We start from the raw sequence: 21,413 nt of genomic DNA, 5'->3' as shown, positions 1-21,413 counted from the left end.
AGACGACTCCTGACTTGCCATGAACACAGAGCGGATCAAACCACAGATCCCCCGAAATGGGAGTGTGTGACAGGGCATGGTTTAATCTAGAGACTAACATCCCTCTTTTCTAGATTGCCCGACCCGGGCTGCGGTCGCCCTTACCGGTCGGCCGGGGCCTTCTTTAACTCGTCCCGAATCTCGATCAACAACTTCTCACTCAACGTGAGTTCGCTCGGCTTGGCCTCTTCCTTCTTCTGGAGTCTGTTCATGACCCGGATGATCATGAACAAGCAAAAGGCGATGATGAGGAAGTCGAACAGCTTCTGGAGGAACTTGCCGTAGGCGATTTTGACCGGGATATTTCGTTCACCCTCTGGAATCTTGTTCAACTCTTCCGGCGTCTTATCCTTCAGCTTCGGGTCCAGCATCGTGCCGGGCAAGTCGATGGATAGCTCATTGAAATTCACCCCTCCCGTTAGCTTCCCAATCGGAGGCGTGAGTATGTCACTGACCAGTGATGTAACGATGGCACTAAACGCGGCCCCAATAATGATGCCGACCGCGAGGTCGACCACGTTACCGCGCATGACAAACGCTTTGAATTCGGTCGCCAGACTCATGGGCCAACTCCTTCGGACGAGGGGGAAATGAACCACGGGGCAATCTACCCAGACCGGCGGCGGACTGCCATACTGATCGACAGGAGACAGGATGCCCAATCGCACAACAACACGCGGTCCCGCGACCGCCCGACCTTACTCCGTCCGGCCCGCGAATGCCCGCGCGCCGATGGCCGTCCGCGTGCTGTTGGGGCAGCCCACTCTCACTCCCGCCCCCGTTGACCCGCTCGGCCGCGACCCGAAACTCTCCCGCGTCGAGGCGGCCTTGATGCTCGCCGATGAACCGTTGCTCGCCCGCCGGATCGCGGAGGCGGCCGAACTACAGGACGCCGGGGAAGCCCGCAAACTCGTGCACCGGCTGCGCGACCTGTACGACGCCGACGAGACGCCGTTCCAGGTCGTGGAACTCGCCGGCGGGTTCCAACTGCTCACGCGGGCGAACTACCACCCGTGGCTCGTGCGATTACGGCGGACCGGCCACGACGTGCGACTCACCTCGGCCGGCATGGAGACGCTCGCGGTGATCGCCTACAAACAACCGATCATGCGGGCGGAAATCGAGAAGATCCGCGGCGTGAACTGCACCGAACTGATCCGCCTGCTGATGGAGAAGGGCATGGTGCGAATCGCCGGCCGGCACGACTCCCTCGGCCGCCCGCAGTTGTACGGCACGACGAAGCAGTTCCTCCAGGCGTTCGGGCTGAACACGCTGAAGGACTTGCCCGAAGTCGAATCGCTGAAAGCGCCGGGGTAACGCGCGACTCTTATCGCTTCCGCTTCTTCTTCACGGCCAGGTTCACCGTGACGGCCTTCGGGCCGAGGATGTCGACGAACAGGTAGACGGCCTTCTTCAACTCGGCCATCTTGACGAGGTACAGCCGCTTGTCGCCCGCGGTGGCGTGGGAGAAGCGGAGGACGCCGGCGCAATCGTTCTTCGGCCGTTGGTTGTCGCGGAAGAACGAGAGTTTGTCGAACCGCACGTCGGACAGGTCGTCGGCTTTCGCCCGGAAGCTCACCTTGCCCTCTTCGGACTCCGCCCGCATCTGCTTGGCCGACATCTTGTCGAGTTTCTCGGCCCGCTTCTCGGCCTTGGCCTGCTTGATCTCGTCGAGGGCCGCGACCGAGCCGGCGATGGCCCCCGCCATCAGACCGCCGGTAATCCCGCCTTGGCCCGCCCCGGCCGCCGCCCCCTCCACGGACGATTGGGCCGAGTTCAGCCCTTGAAAGAACGGCCCGGCGTCGAGGAAGAGCAGTTCATTCCCCACGCGGACGATGCGATAGACGTTCGTCCCGCCGAAGCCGCACTCGTACCCGATGGTGTTCTCGGAGATTTCGTCCGGTGGGAAGCCGTCGGATTTCGGGGCCTGCTTGTCGGCGACGGCCGCGACGGGTTCCGGTTCATCCTCGGCGTACTCGAAGTCTTCGACGACTTCGTCTTCTTCGTCCTCCAGAATTTCGAAGTCGCCGAATTCCTCCGGCGGCGGGGGCGTCGGCACGACGAGGGCCGCCTTACAGGCCGGACACTTGGTCCGCTTGCCCGCGAGGCTTTCGTCCACGGAGTACGACTTCCCACAGGGGCAAGCAAATTCGATGGGCATGGGCGGACATCCAACAGGATCAATTTGAGGGTAACCCAAAACTGTAACGGGCCGTGAAAGGGCTGTCAAGCACCCAGCCGGGTCCGAACCTTCAACTCGTTTTGCCCCCTCCTTCAAGCGGCATTCCTTACAATGTCAAAGGACTCACCACGAGGGGCGAAACAGTTATGGCGGCGCGGGTCGTGTTGGCAATGAGTGGCGGCGTGGACAGCTCGGCGTCGGCCGTGCTGCTGAAGCGGCAGGGGTACGACGTGCTCGGCCTGTTCATGCGAACCGGCACACACACCGAGGAACCGGATCACCGCCGCGAGAACAAGAAGGGCTGCTGCTCGGCCATCGACGCCGGCGACGCCCGCCGCGTGGCCGACCGGCTAGACATCCCGTTCTACGCGCTCGACTTCGAGGCCGAGTTCAACCAGATCATTGACTACTTCGCCGACGAGTACCTCAAGGGCCGCACGCCGAACCCGTGCGTGGTGTGCAACAACTGGTTGAAGTTCGGCCAACTCTGGAAGTTCGGCCAGCAACTCGGCGCGGACTTCATCGCCACCGGCCACTACGCGCAGGTGTTGAAGGGGGCCGATGGGCGCAATGAATTGCACAAGGGTGTGGACCCCGACAAGGATCAAAGCTACGTCCTCCACGGCATCAAGCGGGAGGTGTTGGACCACCTCATCTTCCCGGTCGGCGGGTACTTGAAGCCGCAGATTCGCGCCATCGCCGCCGAAGCGGGTTTGCAGAGCGTCGCGACGAAGCCGGACAGTGTGGAGATTTGTTTCGTGCCGAGCGGCAACCACGTCGATGTGGTTCGCCGGCGGCGGCCTGAGATGCAGAAGGCCGGCGTGGTCGTGGAATCGGACGGCACGGTCCTCGGCGAGCACGACGGCATTGACCGCTTCACCATCGGCCAGCGGAAGGGTCTCGGCGTGGGCGGCGGCGGCAAGAAGCGGTTCGTGCTGGAAATTGTGTCGGACACGAACACCGTCGTCGTCGGCGAGGAAGTGGAGCTTCTCGCGAATGGCCTCGTGGCGTCGCGCATCAACTGGCTCACCGAACCGCCGACCGAACTGCGAGCGGTGACGGCAAAGATCCGCTACCGGCACGCCGGCAGTCCGGCCACGGTCGTCGCCACCCCGGAGGGCGGGGCGGACGTGACGTTCGCCGAACCGCAGGCGGCGGTCACGCCGGGGCAGGCGGTCACCTTCTACGACGGCCCTCGCGTCCTCGGCGGCGGCTGGATCGAGGCAGCGGTCCGATAATCCACCCGCCGCCCATGCGGGACCAATTGTTACACTTCAACCCGTCGTCAATATTAAGATTTCAATTCGGGTTCCTTTCCATTTGCACCCGCCAACACTATGTATTTATGATGGTTCTCTGATAGTCACTCCGACTGTCCAGTTTCGCAAGACCGAGGTTCGAAATGGCGAGTGGGAAGCGCGGCGAAGGCCCGAACAAGATGCAACTGGTCCGGGACGCAATGGAAGCGCTCGGCCCGAAGGCCAAGCCGGTCGAGATTCAGAAGCACATTAAGGACGCGAGCAACGAGGACATGAACACCCAGATGATCTCGACCTACAAGTCGATGATCAAGAAGGGTCCGAAGGGCGCGAAGGCCAAGACCCCGGGGCGACCGGCGAAGGCCGGCGCGACCCCGAAGGGCGAGCCGATGAACATCGCCGACGACGTGATCCTGCTGCGGAAACTCGTCACCCGGCTGGGGGCGCGGCAAATCCACCAACTGATTGACGTACTGTCCTGATCGCCTTCGTTCAAACGCCCGGCCCGATGCCGGGCGTTTGTATTGGTGCGGCCTACAACTTTAAACGATTCCCTCGATCAGTTCGCACGTCCGCGGCAGCGGGTCGTCTTCCATCTTCGACCGTACCGATTCACACACCGCTTTGATCCGCCCGTTGCGGAGCAGTTCGTCTAACTTTTTCGTCGCCCGATCGGCGGTGAACTTGGCCGCGAGCAACGAGGTGGCCACGCCGAGGCGTTCCAGGCGGTCGGCGTTGTCCGGTTGGTCGAACGCCAACGGCATCACGAATTGCGGTACGCCGGCGGCCAGGCATTGCGCCGTTGTACCGATGCCGCCGTGATGGACGACGGCCGCCGCCCGCGGGAACACGAGGCTGAACGGCGCGTAGTCGAACTGCCGGCACCCGGCCGGCAGGTCCGGCGGAATCTGATCGCCGTTCTTCGCCAGGATCATGCACCGCTTCCCCAGCCGACGACACGCCTCGGCCGCGGCGGTGAAGTACGGCCGCCCCTGCCGCATCGCCGAGCCGAAGCTGACCACGACCGGCGGTTCGCCCGCGTTCAGGAACTCTTCGACCTCCGGCGGCAACGCCTTTGCCTCGCCCTGGTCGTAGCGAATGAAACCGGTCTGGTGGAAGTGGGCCGGCCAATCGCGGGCGGTGGCGAACCACTTCGGGAACAGGCCGAGGATCAATTGCGGCGAGTGCCGCCATTTCCCCCAGACGCGCTTGACCGGCGGCAGGCCAAGGGTGGCTCGGAATCCGTTCACCGGCGCGGCGAGGAACCCGTCGAGGACGAGTCGCTCGCCGTACCAGTAGATCAGCGGGCGGACCCACCGCGGGAAGTATTTCGTGTGCGGGGCCCCCGGAAACTTCGGCGGGTCGGTGACGCTCAGAATGGTGATCGGTTGCAGGTGAACGCTGGCCAGCGGAATGCCGAGTTTCTCGTTCGCAATCCGCGCCGCGAACGCCAGGGAACCACCGACGAGAAGGGTCTGCCCGCGGACGTACCGCGACTCGATTGCCCCATACGCGAGCGGCAGGTACTTCTCCAGGAGTTCACGGTTGAACACCGCCCGCATCGACTTCGACGGGTGCCACAGCATCGGATCGTGAGCCATCCGCTGGAATTCTTCGCTCGTTCCGACCTGCGCGAAATCGAAGCCGTGCCTCTCGGCCAGCGGTTGGTACGGCTCGGCGGCGATCAGTGAGATCGAATGGCCGCGCTGCTTCAGGGCGATGCCGAGGCCGACGAACGGGTGAACGTCGCCGTGACTGCCGACGGGTGTGAGGAGAATGTTCATGGGGAAAGAGTAGGAAGAGCGGCCGAGAGCGGGGAATGCACTCTCACCCCGCCCGCTTACTCCGCATCGCCGGAACGACTTCCACGCCGTCGCCGCCGGCCGCGAAGTGCCGATACTCCGGCGACTCGGCCGCGTAGAGAGCGATCAGCCCCTTCGAGTCGTGGTGGACGCCCCAGCCATACCGCTTCGGCAGCGGCGACGCCCTCATGCACGGGTGCGATTTCGCGAACAGCGCCGCCCGAATCGCGTCGGCCTGGGATTTCATCTCTGCCTTCGACAGCCCCAACTTGCGGACGTGCGTGGCAAAGATCAGGTCTTCGAGCGTCATCGCATACGGTTTGCCCGTAAGGAGTTCGTACTGAATGACCGCGATGGTCGGTGACTCCGCTTTCGCCATCGGCACGACGGCCGTTGGGGTAGGACAGTCCGACGCGACGACAACAAACGTGTTGGTGATTGGCTTCATCCGAAAAGACTACTCATTTTCGGCGGATCATGAAACTGCGGCCGGATCGTGATACGTAACCTGAACAAGTGCAAGAGGAGATTCTAACAAAAACCGAAATCACGCAATTCGGGCACGGAAGAAGAATTGTAATTGAATCGGAATTACGGTAAATTTTAACCATCTCTCAAGCCTCAAACTTTGAATTTATCATTTTTATGTCACCACGCGCACAGTCTCGCCGTCGCCCGAACGGCTTGGTTTCCTCACGAAAAGTTCGCGTCCGCTCCTTGGGAATGGAAGCATTGGAGTCGCGAGACGTGCCGGCCGGGCTCACACCGGTCGTCACGCCGCCCGGGATTCAATTCTTGGCCGAAAACGGCACGCTCAACTTTGGCAGCGCGAACACGTTTAGCATTTCCGACCGGGACAACAGCAGTGGGCTGTACACCGCGAAGGTGGCCGTCACCCACGGGATCGCCAAGGTAACGGCGCCGCTCACGGGTGCCGTCTTGGTCAGCAATAACAACTCTAGCCTCGTCACCATTACGGGCACCCTGGCGAATCTGAACGCAAGCCTGATTGTCGACGGCTTTCTGAAGTTCACGCCCGACCCGTTCTATCCGACTAAAGCCTCTGGCGACGCCAACGTCAGTGTGACCGTCACCGACCCCCAAAACAACTCGGGCAGCGGGCAGACGAACGTCCGCGTCATTCCCGTGCCGCAACAACCGACGCTGACCACCCCGACCGGGCTCTCGCTCCGACCGGGCGGGACCACGCCGCTCGGCCTCGCGCTCGACCCGAGTCTCGACACCGACGGGTCCGAAAGCTACTACGTCGACTTCTCCTCTTACCCGACCGAGGGGACGTTCTCTTCGGCCGGCACGATTCTGCCGAACGGGAGCCTCCGATTCCCGGCGAGCGCCGTCCCGAATCTGGCGTTCACCCTACCCTCGGATTTCCCCACGGGGCCGGTGAGTTTCACCGTCTCGACCTACACCATCGACTCCACGAATTACCCCCTCACGGGCGGGTCGATCACGTCCGAACTGGGCTGGCCCGCACAGACGTTCAACGGGACGGTCGACCGGCCGCGGCCGGTCGTAAGGCCGCCTGCGGCGCAGGTCATTAACGAAAATGACTCGCTCACGTTCAAGAGCGATGAGGGCGGGAACGGCTTTAGCTTCTCCGATGCAGACGCCCTAGACGCCCAGGGCAACTCGGGAATTTACCAGGTTTCGATTTCGGCCACGAACGGCTCCATTTCGATCGATGTTAACGCGGCCAGCGAAGCCGGCTTAACTCCTGGAGTTTTCGAGCCTTTCGTGACTTTGAGTGGCACATATGACAATTTGAACAGGTTCCTCGGTCGCAGCGGCTCAGATGGGTTTGGCTTCACGTACGTGCCCACACCGTACTTCAGTGGCGTGGCCCAGGTCTCGATGACCGTCACCGACCCGGACGGTCAGGACGGATCCGATTACGCCGACGTTTTGGTGAAGCCGGTTGCCGACCCGCCGACCCTGACCGTGCCCGCCGACACGATCGTCATCCCGCCCGACGGGTCGGCCTCCCTCGACATCACCGCGGCCGTGCCGTTCGACACGTTCGATAAATCGGAATCGGTGTCCTACATCGACCTGACCAGTTACCCGGCCGGCGCGTTCACGGATAGCAATGGCTTGATCGTGGGCGGGCCGTCTCCGAGCGGTTTCGGCTGGCGGGTCACGCCCAATCAACTGCCCGGCCTGATGTTTTTCCCGGATTCGTCCGTCGGCGGGAACTACACCATCGGCGTCCACGCGGTATCGACAGACGTGGCCCAAGGCTTCGGCGGCGACATTATTGCCACCGCAGACTCGTACGCGACGATCCGGTTGCAAATCCAAACCGCACCGAAACTCGGGCTGCCGTTCGTGGGGTTCGTGGAAAGCACGCCCGGCGTGTTCGAGTCGAACAACGCCGACGCGGCTTTCTATTTGCAGGATTTTGACGACGCCGGCGGCACCTATACGCTCACGCTGACGTTGCCGGCGGGCGCGGGCGACTTCAGCGTCGACGACGTGGTCGCAGGCAACTACGGTGTAAGCGTCTCGGGCAGTGGCACGGAAAGCCTGACCCTCACCGGCCCCCTCGGCGGGGTGAATGGCGTTCGCGGGTTACAAGGCTTAACCTCCGACGGCCTCATTATCTACACGCCGACGCAATACCTCAGTGGCGACCTCGGCAACATCACCGGCACCCTGACTGACCCGGACGGGTATTTCTCGACGAGCACCCGATTGCTGGAGGTCGTGCCCGTCGCCGACCCGCCAATCCTCACGGCCACAGCGGCGGTCAACCCGCCGTTCGTTACGGCCGACGACCCAATGCGCATTCAAACGGTCGCCGGCCGAGTCTCGCCGCCAGTGCCGTTAACGGTGACTGCGACGCCGGTAGACACCAACGGCGACGGCCAGGAACAGGTGAAGTACGTCGAGGTGTTCTTCTACAATTATCAAACGGGGAATAGTTCGCTCGGAACCCTGAACTACGGGAGCGGGTCGGACAGCTCCGGCTATGTCCAGTTGACGCCGGATCAGTTGGGAAACTTGTCTTTCACCGTCGACCCGTCGGTAGCCCCCGGCGACTATTATCTGCAATTTTATGGGTTCACCCAGGATCAAGCCGTCCTGGCCAATTTTGCCGGCGGGGACCTGTACACGACGGACTACTCGCCCCGCGACGGGGGCCAGACCATCGTAATCCATATCGAAGGGCCGCCGGTCGTCACCTCGCCGCCGGTCGTGAGTACCCCGGAGAACAAGACTTTTGACTTCGCGGGTCAAGTCGCAGTGGGCGACGATGACAATGACCCCTACAGCTATTCCCCCGGTTTCACGGCCACGTTCAGCACGACCGGGGGGACGCTGTCCTTCGATTCCTATTCGGCGACTTATAACTATGGGCTTTCCGTCGACGCCAGCACCCCAACGACCTTTACGCTCAGCGGCAGCCTGAACAACCTCAACAACTTCCTGAGCTTCGGGGGCGGGGCGTTCCAGTTCGTGCCGACGCCGTACCTGAGCGGCCCACAGTTCGTGACCATCACCGTCACCGACTCCGACGGGAACACGACCGCGGCGACTACCGAAGTTGACGTGCTGCCCGTGGCCAACCGGCCGGTGCTGACGGTCGCGTCGCCCGCGGGCGGCCCGGCCGGAAGTCCTATCTCGCTGTCAATCTCGGCCCGGTCGCCGGACCAGGACGGCTCGGAGGCGGTATCGGAGTACCGCTTTTCTGGCTACCCCGACGGAACGATCTTTAGCCTGGGGACCGACCAATACTTCCCCACATTCGACGACTTGACTGGGCAGTACTACACGTCCATCCCTGGGCCGACTCTCACCGGACTGACGGTCACGCTGCCGGCCGACGCCGGGGAGGGGACGTTCGCTCTGACGGTGCAAGCCAAGACGCACGACCACGCCTCGTTCCCGCCGGACACCGACGACGTGACGAGCGATTCGCCGTACGCCACGCGGACGCTCGTCGTGGACACTCGCACCGGGCCGGTCATCGACCTGCCGGACGGCTTGACGACGTACGAACACTCGCCGTACAGCGGTTACTACCTCCCGGCGTTCCAGCCTACCAGCGTGTTCGACGCCACGCCGAGCGATTTCGGCAATTACACCTACCACGTCCACCTGCCGGACGGGATCCTGACCACGAACGCGGACCCGGCAACTTCGTTCGCCAATTACGGCGTCACCATCGCGGGCTACGGGACGTTCGACCTGACCTACACGGGGGACTACGCCCACCTCGTGGGCGACCCCAACAACCTCGGCTTCCTTTCCATCTTCTCCACGTTCGTTCAGCCGAAGGACTACCTCAGCGGCGGCATCTCTCTCAGCGCCACCTTTACGGCCCCGGACGGCCGGTTCGGAACCGACGCGACCACCGTGTTCGTCTACCCGGTCGCCGCGTTCATCGCCCCGGGGGTCGTGCCGGACATCGCGGGGGGGGTGGGTGAAACGATACCATTCCCCATCGTCACGGCCGACACGCCGGATCAGGACGGTTCGGAGTCGGTGGAAGTGCTCATCACCGGCCTGCCGCCCGGGGCGACCCTCTCGGCCGTCCCCGCGGGGCCGACCGGCGGGTTCACGCGGTCGCAACTCGTGGGCCTGACGCTCACGCTGCCGGCCGACGCAGTGGTTGGCGACACGTACACGCTGACCGTGACCGCCCGCGTCACCGACAGGGCCGGCTCGGAAATCGACACTCAGGAGCAGTCTGCCACGGTCGTCGTCCACATCGTTAGCGTCCCCCCGTTCATCCGGCCGACCGTGAACGCCCCCGGCGTCGGCGACCCCCAGGAAGGTAACGACGTTTGGTTTCACTACGTCGACAACGGCAATAATAACATCGTCGACAACTCCTTCCAGATCGCCGACCGCGACGATAACGGCGGGCGGTACACCGTTTATTTCAACTCCGACCGCGGCTACGTCAGCTATTTCGGCGTCGATTCGAAGTCCCCGGGGCACACGGTTACCCCTTCGTACCCGTTCCCAGGGGTCAACACGCTGGCGCTCACGGGCACGCTGCCGGAACTGAACGCCTTCCTGAAGGCCGGCATCTACGAGAACCGGAACGGGACCAACTATTACTACAGCGGCGACGACCGGGTGACGGTTAGTGTGGTCGACCCCGACGGGTTGGTCGGCACGAACGAAGTGCGGTTCCGCGTGCTGCCGGTGGCGTTCTACCCCGACTGCGTGCTGATCTCGCCGTACATCACCGGGGACGTGGGCGCGGAAATTCCGACGCCGATCGCGACCGACCCGACGCCGGACACGGACGGGTCCGAAGAGATGTACGCCCTGATCTCGGCGACCTACGCCGACGGATCGTCGGCGTTCGCGGACGGGGCGGCGTTCACCCTCGGCACGCCGGTCAACGACACCCAGTGGCGGGTGAACTACGCGGACTTCGCCAACCTGAAACTCCTGCCCCCGGTAGGGTTCGACGGGCAAATCTACCTCTCAATCCAACTCGTGGTCGAAGACCACGCCGACTACCCGTCGTTCCCACACACCGACCCGCGGCACCACCAAGACGCGGAGCCACACTACGCCTACGCGAGTTCAATCGTGACGGTGGCCACGGGAGGCTACCCGCGGGTAACGACGCCCGGCGTGCAGTCGATCCGGGAAGGGGGCAACGCGGCCGACCCGAACGACCCGCGGCCGAGCACCGCCACCTTCGCCGGGCCGACGGCCCTCAGCGTCTCGGGCGCGGGCATCCTGACGGTGACGTTAACGGTCCAGGGCTACAACCTCGGAACCTTACACGTCATCGACCCGACCAACACGTTCGGGGTGACGGTGACGGGTGACGACTCGCCCACCCTGACGCTCACGGGGTTCTCCGAACAACTCGAAGACTTCTTCCTTCAAGGTTTTGAAGTCGTCCCGACGGACTACTACAGTGGCGACATCATCGTCGAAGTTCGGGCCGACCGTGAGTACTACATCCCCCCCCCGTTCGCCCCAGGTAATTCCGGCTACGGCTACGGCTACGGCTACGGCCTTATCACCCTCACCGACTACGCCGGCCTGACCGTGAAGGTCTCGCCGGTCGTCTCGCCGGCGAACGTGACAGTGAACAACGACAGCCCGGACGAGGTCCGCGCGCCGAGTGCCCCGTACTCGCTCGCGGGCGGTTTCGTCACAGTCACGCCGTGGCCGGACCGCGACTACTCCGAGTACGGGTACGTGCAAATCGACCTGTCGGGGCAAGACACAGCGGTCTTGGACCAGTTCACACTGACCTCGTCGTTCGGCGGCTTCTACAAGAACGCCACGGGCCAATGGTTCACCTACGGCTACGTCGACCCGGCGACGGTGCAATCCGTTCTCGACTCGATCACCCTGACGCCGCCCGCGGGCTTCGGTGGCCGGGTGACGTTCACGGCCAAGTTGGGAATTTACGACGGTGCCCACTTCACGTCGGATTGCACCTACGAATACGCGAGCGCGATGGACGTCGGCAGTGCGGTGTTCAACTTCGTCACCGGCCCCACGGTCACGCTAAACCCGGTGTCGATCTCCGAGGGGGACGGCGTCGCCGACCTCGGCGGGCTGGCCGCGGTCCAGGACCCCAGCGGAGAGGCCACCGACCAGTACGCGCTGACCCTCACGCTAACGCCGCCGGCGGGGTCGCCGTTCGTCGTGTTCTCGGTGGACCCCGAGGGCTTGCCCTCGGGTGTCAGCCTCTTTTCGGGCAACGGAACGACCGAGGTCACCCTCACGGGGACGCTCGCCGGTCTCCAGGGCCTCGGGAGTACGTTCGGGGCGGTCACCCTCCGCATGTTCGGTGACAACCCGGGGGTCTCCGACTACTTCTCGGGCCTCGTGCCGATCACGGCTACCTTCGTCAACACGACAACCCTGGGTGTCTTCCCGACGTCCACGGCTTCGTCCGCGGTCGTGGTCTACCCCGTGGCGACGAGGGTGAACGTGACGATCGACCCGATCGTCGCGATTGCCCTCCAATCGGACCAGTTCCAGGCGGTCCCCGTCAACGTCACGCTCTCCCCACTGGACCCGGACGGGACGGAAACCGCCCTCGTGACCATCACCGGGGTGAACGGAACGTTCAACCACGGGTCGTCTCCGGACGGGGGCGTGACGTGGCAGTTCACGCGAAACGACCTGGTCGACGACTTGGCCGACCTCATGTTCACGCCGACGGGCACCGGCGAGCAGCACTGGTCGGTGACGGTGTCGGTGACGGACACCGCGGACCTGTCGCCCGACGTCCTCCCGCCGAACAATACGGACACGGCCCCCCCCGTTAGCTTTGACCTGGACGTGACGGTCATCCGCGTCGTCATCCCGGACATCACGGTGCCGGAGAACACGCCGGAGGGCGCGGCGGTCGGCGTGCTGCAAGTCTTCGGCCTGCCGGCGGACGCCGACTACGACTTCTCACTGGTGCCGAACGACGGCGACCACTTCGCTTACAACTTCACGGTCGACCCCGACGGCACGATCCGCGTCGGCGACCAGAACCCCGACTTTGAGAGCGGGAATCCCAACGTCTTCACCCTCTCGGTGCTGATCCGTCAGTACGTTAGCGCCCCCATCACGTTCTTCGCCCGGCCGGCCGGGTTCGGGCAACAATTCGGCTTCGGCCCGCCGACCACCGGCGATCCCTTTTTCACCGTGAACCTGGGGACGTTTACTGTCCCCGTAGTCATCACGAACGTCGCCGAACCGCCGACCGAATCCACCTCGCCGACGATCACCGGCCTCGAAGACACGACCGTCAACGTGACCGGCCTGAGTTTCACGGCCGACGACGCGGCCGGCGCACCGGTGACCGTAACGCTGACGGCGACCCACGGCATGCTCACGGTCAACGGCATTGCGGACGGCTTGAACATTAGCGCCGTCGGTTCGCCCGCGACTACCATCACCATTTCCGGCAGTGTCAGCACCATCAACTTCTTGCTGGGCCAGGACGGCGTTCTGACCTTCACCCCGGACGCCCAGTACGGCGGCCCGGCCGATTTCATCGCGACGATCGACGACCGGACCGGCATCAACCCGGTCACGACGGTGGACACGCCGTTCCTGGTGCAACCGGTGGCGGACACCCCGTTCGTTACCCCGACGGGCACGAACGTGACGGTGCCGCCGAACACGGCCGGCCCGCTCGGCCTGAGCAACTCGTTCAACACGGCCGATACGATCAACGGCGACGGGTCGGAGTCGGTCGCCGTGTACATCACGGGTGTGCCGGCGGGGTTCACCCTGACCAACGGTTTCGACCAGGGCGGCGGCGTCTACCTGTTGACCTCGTTCGGCCAACTCGACGGCCTCGCCCTCATCCCCCCGACGGGGTTCACCGGCACCGTCCCCCTGACCGTGTACGCCATCGTCACGGACGTCGGTGCCACCGGCACACCTCCGTCGGCGGTCAGCACCTTCACCACGGCCAGCAGCACGTTCAACATCACCTTCGCGGCCGCGAATCCGCCGTCGGGGAACACGCCGTTCGTCCTCACCGGCTTCGAAGATAACACGAGCAATCTGCTCTTCGCCCTGGTGATTTCGGCCCCGGACGCCAGGAACACCCAGACCGGGCAGGCGGACCCGGTGAACGGCCGCATCCTCGCGACGTTTACCGTCGATCACGGCACTCTGAGTCTCGACACCTTCTACGCGACCACCGGTCTGACCGTGGGCGGGAGCGGCAACACGCTGACGCTGGAAGGCTCGGTCATCGACGTCAACCGATACCTGAGCAAGCAACCGGCCGCGCCAATTCTCTACACACCGGACGCGAACTTCGCCGGCGTGGACAACTTCCATTTGAAGGTGTCGGACTTCGTCAACCCGACGTACACCCCGCAAGCCATCCCGTTCTCGATTCGCCCCGTTGCCGACGTGGTGGTCGGTGACCAGGCCGCCGGGGTGCCCGCCAGCGGGCGGGTCAACACGCCCATCCCGCTGACCTTAAACGGTTCGTTCGTGACCGCCGACACCGACGGGTCGGAAAAGGTGACGTTCCGGCTAACGGGCGTGCCGGTGAGTGCCACCAACCCGACCTATCAACCCCTCAACCACGGGACCAACCTCGGCGGCGGCGTGTGGGAACTGACGCAAGCCGATCTGGTCGGCCTGACGTTTACCCCGATGACCGGGTTCGTCGGCACGATTAACCTGACCGTGGAATCGGTCGTGACCGATACGGTGACGATCGTGTCGGGCCCGGCCAGTAGTATCCTGCGGGGAACGCCAGCCCCGTTCGCCCTCACGTTCACGGCCCCGCAACCGCCGACGGCGCTCGCGTACCTGGCGACCCCCGCCACCGAAGACACGCCAGTCAACACCCCGTTCTACCTGTCCTTCTCCGCCCCGGACGCGGTGAACGGGCAGGTGTCCGTAACGCTGGCGGTGACGCACGGCGTGCTCAACTTCAGCACGTTCCTCAACACCCTCACCGTGACGAATAGCGGCTCGCCGACGGTGACGATCACCGGCCCGGTGAACGACATCAACTTCGCCCTGAGCTTCCAGGCCCGGTCGCTGACGTTCATCCCGAACGCCCAGTACGGCGGCCCGGCCGACTTCACGGCGACGATCAACGACTTCGTCAACGCGCCCGTGAACACGACCGCCAACCTCCCCGTCCGGCCCGTGGCGGACGCGGTCGCCACCCCGACCGGGGCGAGCATGATCGTGCCGGCCGGGACGATTGCCCCGGTTGTTATCACGGCGTCGTTCACCACCATCGACACGGACCTGTCGGAGTCGGTCGCCCTGTACGTCTTCGGCGTGCCGGCCGACGCTCGGTTGACCAACGGCACCCGCCAGCCGGACGGCTCGTGGCTGCTGACGTCCGCCGGCCAACTCGACAACTTGTTCTTGGTCCTCTCGGACGCATCCTTCTTCGTCGGGACGATCACCCTGAACGTGCGGGCCGTGGTGACGGACGTCGGGGCTCCCGGCACGCCGCCTTTCTCCGTGAGCACGGCGACGTTCGACGGGCCGGCGTTCACGCTGACGTTCGGCCAGGCGCAAATCTCCGGCCCGTTCCCCGTCCCGCCGACCCCGGACGTCCCCGACCTCACGAACAGCCTGACGGAAGACCAACTGCCGCCGCCGGCCTTCTTCTTCGCCTCCTTGTCAGCCCCGCTCGCCGTGAACGGCCGGGTGACCGTGACGGTCTCCGTCGTCCACGGCCAGTTGAACTACGACAGCCCCGATCCCGCCGTGATCGTCGACCGGATCAACCCCCGGTCCCTGATACTCACGGGTCCGCTGAGCCTCATCAACGGCATTGTCGGCGGCCTGTCCACGGGCATTCAGTACTCGCCGGACGCGAACTTCGCCGGAACGGACTTCATCACGCTCACCCTGAACGACTTTGTGACCAACCCGGTCACATCGGCCGACGTGCCGTTCGGTGTCTACCCGGTCGCGGACATCGACACGCTCACCCCGCCGACGGCCGCGAGTCAGAAGGCCCCGCCGAACACCACCGTCCCGCTCGACCTGTCCGCGTTCTTCACGACGGCCGACACCGACACGTCGGAGACGGTCACACTGCGAATCTCGGGCGTGCCGGTGAGTGCCAACAACCCGAACTATCAGCCGTTTAACAACCACGGGACCAACCTCGGCGGCGGCGTCTGGGAACTGACGGAGGCCGACTACCTCGCCGGGATCACCTTCACGCCGCCGACCGGGTTCGTCGGCACGCTCAACTTGGCCGTGCGGGCCCACCTCGTGGACATGGTCACCGTTCCCGTGTCGAGCGGCGCGTTCGTGACGGCCACTGACATGGGCGACACGGCCGACAGTCCGTTCACCCTCACGTTCGTCGTGCCGCAGCCGCCCACGGTTGTCGGGCCGAACACGATCACCGGCCGCGAAGACACGCCAACAACGATCACCGGGCTGGGTTTCACCGCCCCGGACGCCCCCGGGCTCGTCGAAGTCACGCTGTCGGTCACGCACGGCACGCTCGACATCCAGCCGTCGTTCAGCCCGCTGTCGGTCCACAACACCAGCCCGAACACCATCACCTTCGCCGGGGGGGACGCGGCCGCCGTCAGTGCGTACCTCGCCTTGCACCCGCTGACCTTTACCCCCGACCCGAACTACGCGGGGCTGGCCACGTTCACGGCGTCGATCAACGACTTCCGGAACCCCGCCACGACGCGGAACCGGTCGTTCGTCATCACGCCGGTCGCCGACCCGGTCGGCCCGTCAAGCGGGTCGGACTTCATCGTGAACACGGGCCTGTCCGCCCCGTTCATCCTGACCGGCCCGACCACGACGGTGGATACCGACGGCTCGGAGACGGTCGTCTTCCTGGCGAGCGGCGTGCCGGCCGGGGCGACCCTGAGCAACGCGATTGACCTCCACAACGGCTTCTGGCAGATCGCGGGCGGCAACCCCGCCGTGTCGGCCCTCACGCCGCCGGCCGAGTTCGTCGGCACGATCAACCTGAACGTGCGGTCCCGCGTCATCGACACCGTCGTCGTCGGCACGATGTCGGGCGGTGCGTTCATCACGGCCACCGACACCTTCGACACCGCCGACAGCCCGTTCACGATCACGTTCGTGGGTGTCACGCTGCCGCCGACGCTGGCGTTCACCGGCGGGTCGGTGAACGAGAACACGCCCACCGGCACGTTCATCGGCCAAGTCAGTTTGGTGGCGAACGCGGAGATGCCGACCGGCGAACTGTTCACGTTCTCGCTCGTCGAGGCGACCGGCTACGACTTCACCGTGACCCCCGACGGCCGGGTTCTTGTCGGCACGCAAAGCCCGGACTTCGAGTCCCTCAACACCGGCAGCGTCACGGTCAAGGCGACGGGGAGTCACGGCACGTTCGTGATCCAGACGTTCCCCATCAGCATCTTGAACGTGAACGAAAGCCCGGTCTTCCACGGCCCCGCGATCACCGACCCGAACGAAGACACCCCGCTGGCGATCACCGGGCTGAGCGTGGGCGACCCGGACGCCGGGGCGCTGCCGGTCCGCGTGACGCTGTCGGTCTCGCACGGCACCCTCGCGATCACCGGCGGGCCGGTTACCGTGTCCGGCAACGGCGGGAGCGTCGTCACGCTGACCGGCTCGCTAGACCAACTGAACGCACTCTTCGCGGCGGCGAACGGCATCGTTTACACGCCGACCGGCGACTACTCCGGAGCGGACAGCTTCGCCGTCTTCGTGGACGATCTCGGCAACTCCGGGTCCGGCTCACCGCTCTCGGCGAGCGGGTCGTTCGCCTTCAGCGTGATTGCCGTCGCCGACCTTCCCACGCTCTCGGTGGCCGACGCCGTCGGCAACGAGGGTGGCGTGATCCCGCTGGCGCTCACCGCGGCCGCGACCGACGTGGACGGCTCCGAGGTGGTGACGGTCCGCATCAGCGGCCTGCCAGCCGGGTACACGCTCTCGGCCGGGACGCGCGACCCGATCACCGGCGACTGGGTGTTGCTCTCGCACCAACTGGCGAACCTGACGCTGACCGCCCCGCAGGACAGCGGCGGCACCATCCCGCTGACCGTCGTCGCGACGGCCGCGGAACTTTCGAACGGCGTCACGGCGAGCGTGACCCGCACGCTGAACCTGACCGTGCGGAACGTCGCCCCGGTCATAACGGGCTTGGCCGGCGGGACGGTCACGGCCGGGCAACCGCTGACCGTGTCGCTCGGGTCGTTCGCGGATCCGGGGGCCGAGCCGGTGTGGACCGCGACGATCGACTTCGGCGACGGCACGCCCGCCGTCAACTTCACCGCGAATGCGCCGGGTTCGCTGGGCAGCCTTCCACACACCTACGCCGCGGCCGGGTCGTACACGATCACCGTGAGGGTGTTCGACGGCACGGACACCGGCACCGCGACGACGACCATGGAGGTGACGCCGATACCGGTCGTCAACGCCCCGCCGGTGGCCCGCGACGACGCCGTCCGCACCGCCTTCGGCACGCCGGTCGCCGTCGGCGTCCTCGGGAACGACACCGACCCCGATGGCGACCCGCTCACGGTCCTCGGCGTCACGACCCCGGCCAACGGCGTCGTCACGGTGGGCGAGGACGGCGTGCCGGTCTACACGCCGAACGCCGGTTTCAGTGGGACCGATTCCTTCCAGTACACGATCAGCGACGGCCACGGCCACACGGCGACTGCCACCGTGACGGTGACGGTCGATGCGGAAATCGTTATTCCGCCGGACAACGTGGCCCCCGTGGCCGGCGACGACCTCGTGGCGACGCCGAACGCGACCGCCGTGACGTTCGACGTGTTGCACAACGACACGGACGCCGACGGCGACACCTTGGCCATCATCGCGGTCGGCACGCCGGCGCACGGCACGGTTTCGTTCACCGGCGGGCAGTTGATCTACACGCCGGACGCCGACTTCAGCGGGACGGAGACGTTCACGTACACCATCACGGACGGCCACGACCACACGGCGACGGCCACGGCCACCGTCGTGGTGCGAGCCGCCGTGAGCGGCACGGACGTGCCGCCGGTCCCGCCGCCGCCGATCTCGCCCTCGCCGCTGGACACGCCGCAGTCCGACGCGGCCGCGTTCCAACTCGCGCTGACGAACCTGGCGACGAGCGCCACGCGGGCGGCCCCGAGCCAGACGCCCCCGGTGTCGAACCCGAACGGCGTCAGCATCCCGCTGGTGGCGAACGGAATGACGAGTGCGGCCGGCAGCGGCATCTCCGGCGACGTTCAGATTCCGTTGGGGACGGCGCCGGTCGGCTTCCTGGTCCTCGCCCCGTCGGAAGTGACCCCGTCCGCGACGAACACCGGCCGCCTGGCGATCGACATGATGCCGGTCCTGCCCGCCGACGCGCGGCGGGCACCGACAATCAACAACCTGGCGACCTACCAACCGGACCGGCCGCCGAACACCGTGTTCCCACTCGACCCCACCGCCCCGACGGCCGGGTTCGGCGAGTCGGAAGGGGAACCGCTTCCGTTCCTCGACGAACTGTACCGCAAGCATCTGGGCGGCGCGGAGGCACCCGTCGGGAGCAAGCCGCCCGCCGGCGGCACGCAGTCGGCCGCCCCGGTCCCGGCCGCCCCGCCGCCCGCGAAGCCGACGGAAGAGGAAACGGAGAGCCAAGCCCCGGCCCCGGCGGAGCAAAACCTCGGGCCGGCCTGGGGGGCGCTGGCGTTCCTCGGGGCGGTTGCCGTCGCCGCCGCCCCGTTATCGAATATCTTTTGCAGTAACCCCGACATCCGCCGCCGCTTCTCTCTGACGGGCACCTCCGACGAGGACGAATCATGAAAGACCGCACCACCGAAGTCGATGCGAAATCGGGACTGGTGCCCGACGGGTTGGAAGCGTCGGGCACCATCAACCTGACGAACGACACGGACACCAGCCCGCAACCGTTCCAGAACACCGTCTCGCAGGCGGCCACGCCGTCGGCCCTGCTCGACTTCCGCATCCTCGAATCGGGCACCGACACCGTCACCTACCCGCAGGGGTTCGGCCCCTACGAACTCATCCAGGAGATCGCCCGCGGCGGCATGGGCGTCGTCTTCAAGGCCAAGCAGAAGGGCCTGGACCGGATCGTGGCCCTCAAGATGATCCTCGGCCTCCAGGAGTACGGGAACAACGCCCAGCGGTTCAAGGAAGAGGCCCGCGCCATCGCCGCCCTGGACCACCCGAACGTCGTGCCGATCTTCGACATCGGCGAGATCGGCGGGCGGATGTACTTCACCATGCCGTTCATTAGCGGCCCGAGCTTGAAGGCGATGGTCGAGAAGACCGGCCTGCCGCCGATCCCGAGGGCGATGTCGCTGTTCATCCAGATCACCGCCGGCATGGCCCAGGCCCACCGCCAGGGGATCATGCACCGCGACTTGAAGCCGGCCAACGTGCTGGTCGATTCCGACGGCCGCCCGCGCGTCGCGGACTTCGGCCTCGCGAAGCGGGCCGGCGACTCCGAGCGGATCAACATCACCGGCACCGGCCAGCTCATGGGCACGCCGGCCTACATGTCGCCGGAACAAGCCCGCGACAGCAAGGACGTGACCCCGTCCACCGACGTCTACTCGCTCGGCGCAATCTTGTACTTCCTGCTCACCGGCCGCGCGCCGTTCGTCGGCGACACCATTCCGGACCTGCTCATTCAGGTTGTGTCCGCGACACCCCAGGCGCCGAAGGAGGTGAACCCGGCAGTTCCCGACGACGTGTCAGCCCTGTGTATGAAGTGCCTGGCGAAGCTGCCGGGCGACCGCTTCCCGGACGCGATCGCCTTGTCGGACGCGATGGCCCCGCTCGCGGACCGTTATCTCAGCCGGTCCGGCGTGCAGGTCACGCCGCTGTCGTCGTCCCTGCTCGACTCCGTGAGCGTGGGCGGCGCGACGACGCTGCCGTCGACTTCGCCCGATCTCCCGGCCCCGCCACAACAGCCCTCGAAGCCGGCGTGGCTCTGGCTGGCCCTGCCGCTCCTCCTGCTGATCGGTGGGGCGGCGGCCGTAGCGTTCTGGCCGCGCGGCGAAGGCAAGAAGTCCGACCAGCCGATCGCGGGCGTAACCGATCCGAACGCGAAGCCGGCCGACCCGAAACCGGACGTGCTCCCCCCGCCGGGCGGAGACCCGCAGCCGAAGGTCGCAGCCGTCGTGGACGACCGCACGTGGCCCGAGCCGAAGGCTGACTTCCGCCTCACGGTGGACATGGTGGCGAACGCTAAGAAGGACGCGGCCGGTGTCGTCCGCCTGAAGAACGGATCGCTGCTGGAGTTGAATTTGAAGCCGGAAGTGGACTGCTGGGTGTACGTTTTCGTCGTCGAACAAGACGATGCGGCCATCCTCCTGTTCCCGAACAAGTACGAGAACGACAACCGACTGCGGGGTGGGATTACCCGAGTCATCCCGTCCGAGCCGAACTACGGCCTCCAAGCCACGCCCACTGAGGGTCCGGGCGTCGAGCGAGTGCGGGTCATCGCGTCCACGGTGAAGCTGCCCGACCTGCCGGCCGGCAAGGTCGTCGGCCACTTCCAACAGTTCGCCGACAACGTGCAGAAATCCAATCTGAGCCTGGCCGTCCGCGGGATTCGGGGGATCGAACCTGTGGCCCAGCCGAACAAGGTTCTTGTCAAGAAGAAGTCCGAACTGGCCGAGGCGGAAGTCAAGTTCCGCGTGGATTGACGCCGCCCCGCGG

Annotated in this window: 9 protein-coding genes; 5 read left to right on the top strand and 4 right to left on the bottom strand. The window is 65.5% G+C overall.

Annotated elements, in window-relative coordinates:
* Positions 1-140 precede the first annotated feature (140 nt).
* Positions 141-602 carry a large-conductance mechanosensitive channel protein MscL gene (mscL, locus tag PX52LOC_RS07320; RefSeq protein WP_218575290.1) on the bottom strand — a complete coding sequence of 154 codons (462 nt, stop codon included), beginning with the start codon at positions 600-602 and terminating at the stop codon, positions 141-143.
* A gap of 91 nt (positions 603-693) precedes the next feature.
* Between mscL and scpB the strand changes: the two genes are divergently transcribed.
* A complete protein-coding gene (gene scpB / locus PX52LOC_RS07315) occupies positions 694-1,356 on the top strand; it encodes an SMC-Scp complex subunit ScpB (RefSeq protein ID WP_149109475.1) in 663 nt (220 codons plus the stop codon).
* A gap of 10 nt (positions 1,357-1,366) precedes the next feature.
* Here scpB and PX52LOC_RS07310 read toward each other — a convergent pair whose 3' ends face one another.
* A complete protein-coding gene (locus PX52LOC_RS07310; RefSeq protein ID WP_149109474.1) occupies positions 1,367-2,200 on the bottom strand; it encodes a hypothetical protein in 834 nt (277 codons plus the stop codon).
* 167 nt (positions 2,201-2,367) lie between these two features.
* Here PX52LOC_RS07310 and mnmA point away from each other — a divergent pair, with 167 nt between their 5' ends.
* Together mnmA and PX52LOC_RS07300 are read left to right on the top strand one after the other, a co-directional pair.
* A complete protein-coding gene (gene mnmA, locus PX52LOC_RS07305) occupies positions 2,368-3,459 on the top strand; it encodes a tRNA 2-thiouridine(34) synthase MnmA (RefSeq protein ID WP_149109473.1) in 1,092 nt (363 codons plus the stop codon).
* A gap of 164 nt (positions 3,460-3,623) precedes the next feature.
* Positions 3,624-3,962: a hypothetical protein gene (locus PX52LOC_RS07300; RefSeq protein WP_149109472.1), complete on the top strand. Its 339-nt coding sequence runs from the start codon at positions 3,624-3,626 to the stop codon at positions 3,960-3,962.
* 60 nt (positions 3,963-4,022) lie between these two features.
* Here the strand turns inward: PX52LOC_RS07300 and PX52LOC_RS07295 are convergent, their stop codons facing one another.
* A complete protein-coding gene (locus tag PX52LOC_RS07295; protein ID WP_149109471.1) occupies positions 4,023-5,264 on the bottom strand; it encodes a glycosyltransferase in 1,242 nt (413 codons plus the stop codon).
* 43 nt (positions 5,265-5,307) lie between these two features.
* Positions 5,308-5,730: a DUF6157 family protein gene (locus PX52LOC_RS07290; RefSeq protein WP_149109470.1), complete on the bottom strand. Its 423-nt coding sequence runs from the start codon at positions 5,728-5,730 to the stop codon at positions 5,308-5,310.
* Positions 5,731-6,029: 299 nt separating this feature from the next.
* Here PX52LOC_RS07290 and PX52LOC_RS07285 point away from each other — a divergent pair, with 299 nt between their 5' ends.
* Together PX52LOC_RS07285 and PX52LOC_RS07280 are read left to right on the top strand one after the other, a co-directional pair.
* Complete coding sequence (locus tag PX52LOC_RS07285) at positions 6,030-19,529, top strand: Ig-like domain-containing protein (protein ID WP_149109469.1); 13,500 nt, start codon at positions 6,030-6,032, stop codon at positions 19,527-19,529.
* Positions 19,526-21,400 (top strand): serine/threonine-protein kinase, encoded by a 1,875-nt coding sequence (locus tag PX52LOC_RS07280; RefSeq protein ID WP_149109468.1) that lies wholly within the window; start codon positions 19,526-19,528, stop codon positions 21,398-21,400. Before PX52LOC_RS07285 ends, PX52LOC_RS07280 begins: the two co-directional genes overlap by 4 nt.
* The last annotated feature ends 13 nt before the right edge of the window (positions 21,401-21,413 follow it).

Source organism: Limnoglobus roseus, assembly GCF_008254045.1.
Lineage (GTDB): Bacteria > Planctomycetota > Planctomycetia > Gemmatales > Gemmataceae > Limnoglobus > Limnoglobus roseus.
The sequence above is the reverse complement of the archived record's forward strand: the minus strand, read 5'-3'. Positions and strand labels throughout refer to the sequence as shown.